Genomic DNA, 3,468 nt, shown 5'->3' on the forward strand with positions numbered 1-3,468 from the left:
GATCACCCTGGAGCCGGGCGGGCAGGTGGAGTTGAGCTCGGCGGCGGCCGGCAGTCCGGGCGCCTGTGTGGAGGGGGCGGCGGGGGATCTCGAGTTGCTGCGCGCGGCGCTGGCGCGGGCGGGGCTCGAACTGGACGGGAGCGGGCTCGACGCGCATCGGGCACCGCGGAGGATGCTGTCGCATCCGAGATACGCGGCCATGGAGGCGCACTTCGACCGGGGCGGGCCGTGGGGCCGGGCGATGATGAACGCCACGGCGGCGGTGCAGGTCAGCGTGGACGCGGGGGATGAGGGGGACGGGGTCGCCGGGTTCCGGTTCCGGTGGGCGCTGGCGCATCGGCTCGGGCCGGTGTTCATAGCCGCGTTCGCCAACTCGCCGTTTCCGCCGAGCGCGGGGGATGGGCTGGAGCGGCCCAACGGGTGGAAGTCCAACCGGCAGATGGTGTGGTCCCGGATGGACCCCGGGCGGACGCGGCCGCCTGGGTCGGTACGTTCCTCCGGGCCCGGTGCGATGCCGGAGGGCGGCTCTTACGGTGACCCGCCGGAGGCCGCTGCGTACGCCGATGGTGATCCTCGCGCCGAGTGGGCGCGCTATGCCATGGATGCCGATGTCATGTGTCTGCGTCGGCCCGGGCCCACCGCCTCGTGGGATGCGCCGCCCGGGCTCTCCCTGCGGGAGTGGGTGCGTGATGGTGCCGATGGTGAGCGGGCGCCCGGGGTCGGGGATCTCGACTATCACCTGACGACGCTCTTTCCGCCCGTGCGGCCGCGCGGGTGGATGGAGTTGCGGATGATCGACGCGCAGCCGGGGGACGGCTGGGTGGTGCCGCTGGTCGTGGCCGCGACCTTGATGGACGACCCGCGGGCGGCCGCCGCCGCGTGGCGGGCCACCGAGCCGCTGACCGCCGGGCGGCGGACGCCGCCGTGGGGGGCCTGGTTGCGGGCCGCCAGATCGGGGCCCGCGGACCGGCGGACCGGGGAGGCCGTGCGGGCCTGCTTCGACGCCGTGGCCGAGGCCCTCGAGCGGTCCGGTGCGGCGGGTGAACTGCGCGGTGCCGTGGCCGAGTTCCGGCAGGCGTATCCCGAGCGCGGGCGATGTCCCGCCGATGATCAGCTGGAGCGCTGGGCCGCGGGGCAGCGGCCGCAGCCCGTTCCGGAAGGAGCATTTCGATGACGAGCCAGACCCGAGCCGAGCAGTCCCCCACCGAGCAGTCCCCCACCGAGCAGACCCCCGTCGCCCGGGCCGGTGCCGAAGCCACCGACCTCCGCCTCGCCCGTGCCGCGCTGGAGCGGGCCCGTCGGCGCACGCTGGCACTGACCGACTGCCTCGATGACGAGCAGCTGATGGCGCAGCACTCGAAGCTGATGTCCCCGTTGGGCTGGGATCTCGCCCATATAGGCAACCAGGAAGAGCTGTGGCTGGTCCGGGAAGCCGGCGGCCGCGCCGGGCTGCGGCCCGACCTGGACCGGATCTACGACGCGTTCGTCACGCCCCGCGCCGACCGGCCCGCGCTGCCGCTGCTGTCGCCGGATGAGGCCCAGCGATACGTGGCGCAGGTGCGCGAGCAGGCCCTCGAGGTGCTCGAAGGCGCCGATCCCGCGGACCCCGCGCCCCTGTTGAACGGCGGCTTCGTCTTCGGCATGGTCGCGCAGCACGAGCAGCAGCACGACGAGACCATGCTCGCCACCCACCAGCTGCGCCGCGGCGAGCCGGTGCTGCACGCCCCGGAGCCGCCGGCCGCGCCCGCGGACGCGGCCGGGCTGCCGCGGGAAGTGCTGGTCGACGGCGGCGAGTTCACCATGGGCACGTCCACCGATCCGTGGGCGCTGGACAACGAGCGGCCCGCGCACCGCGTGCACGTACCCGGCTTCTGGCTGGACACAGTGCCGGTGACCTGCGGCGCGTATCTCGAATTCATCGAGGACGGCGGCTATCGCGAGCCGCGGTGGTGGAGCCAGGAGGGGTGGGCGTACAAGGAGAAGGCCGGGCTCGAGGCGCCGCTGTTCTGGCGGCGGGAGGGCGCGAGTTGGGTGCGCCGCCGGTTCGGGCACACCGAGCCCATACCCGTCGACCAGCCCGTGCTGCATGTCTGCTGGTACGAGGCGGACGCCTACGCCCGCTGGGCCGGGCGGCGGCTGCCGACCGAGTCCGAGTGGGAGAAGGCGGCGCGGCACGATCCGGCGGCGGGGCGCAGCCTGCGTCACCCGTGGGGCGATGACGCCCCGGACGACACCCGCGCGAATCTCGGGCAGCGGCATCTGCAGCCCGCCCCGGCCGGGGCGTATCCGGCGGGCGCGGCACCGAGCGGGGCGCGGCAGTTGCTCGGGGACGTATGGGAATGGACGTCCTCGGACTTCACGCCGTATCCGGGGTTCGCGGCATTTCCGTACCGGGAGTATTCGGAGGTGTTCTTCGGGCCGGATTACAAGGTGTTGCGCGGTGGGTCCTTCGGGGCGGATCAGGTGGCGGTGCGGGGGACATTCCGTAACTGGGACTATCCGATCCGGCGGCAGATATTCGCCGGATTCCGCACCGCGCGCGATGCCTCGGTCGCGGAGGTGGGCTGATGTGCCGCCATCTGGCCTGGCTCGGCCCCGAGCGGCCGCTCGCCGAGGTGCTGCTCGATCCGCCGCACAGCCTCTTCCGGCAATCGTGGGAGCCGCGCCGGCAGCGGCACGGCACGGTGAATGCGGACGGCTTCGGCTTCGGCTGGTACGAGCCGGGCAGGCCGTCGCCTGCCCGGTATCGGCGGGCCGTGCCGATCTGGGCTGACGGCAACGTCCCTGACCTGGCCCGCAGCCTGCGCTCCGGCGCGGTGCTCGCGGCGGTGCGGGATGCCACGGCGGGCACGAGCGCGGAGGAGTCGGCGGCGGCGCCGTTCCGCGCGGGGCCGTGGCTGTTCAGCCATAACGGGGCGGTGCCGGACTGGCGCCGGCTACCGGACGATTTGCTGTCCGCGTCGGTGGCGTCGACTGCATCGGCGGCGGCCGACGGGATCGAGAGCGGCCGAGCCGCCGGGCGCGAGGGCGGTCATGCCGCCCGACGCCAGGACACTCACGCCGCCGGACGCCAGGACGGTCACGCCGTAGGTCCGCTCCCGGCGGCGGCGCTGCTCGACCTAGAGGCGGGCTCCGACGCGGCCCTGCTGTGGGCGCTGGTGCACCATCGCCTCGCCGCCGGGGCGGACCCGGGCGCCGCGCTCGCCGCCGTGGTCGCCCAGGTCGCCGCCGTCCGCCCGACCGCCCGGCTGAACCTGCTGCTCACCGACGGCCACACCATCGCCGCCACGACGTGGGGCGACACGCTGTCCTATCGGTGGGGGCAAGGCCATGCGCCTCCGACGGGCACAGGTCCGGGCGGCACCGATCCGGCCGCCGCCGACCCGGCCGCCGACCCGAACTCCGCCCTGCCGAGCGCCCCCTCCAACAACCCCGACGCCCCCACCCCCACCATCCTCGTCGCCTCGG

3 protein-coding genes are annotated in these 3,468 nt (G+C 74.6%); all 3 read left to right on the forward strand.

Features of this window, described 5'->3' with window-relative positions; genetic code table 11:
• Positions 1-1,174 (forward strand): glutamate-cysteine ligase family protein (locus G5C51_RS40805; protein ID WP_165245814.1); only part of this gene is annotated, 1,174 nt, incomplete at its 5' end.
• Positions 1,171-2,568, forward strand: a complete 1,398-nt coding sequence (egtB, locus tag G5C51_RS40810) for an ergothioneine biosynthesis protein EgtB (protein ID WP_165245816.1) — start codon at positions 1,171-1,173, stop codon at positions 2,566-2,568. The genes G5C51_RS40805 and egtB, both read left to right, overlap by 4 nt.
• Positions 2,568-3,468 (forward strand): class II glutamine amidotransferase (locus G5C51_RS40815; protein WP_165245817.1); only part of this gene is annotated, 901 nt, incomplete at its 3' end. The genes egtB and G5C51_RS40815, both read left to right, overlap by 1 nt.

Source organism: Streptomyces coryli (assembly GCF_011044975.1).
Taxonomy (GTDB): Bacteria; Actinomycetota; Actinomycetes; order Streptomycetales; family Streptomycetaceae; genus Streptomyces; species Streptomyces coryli.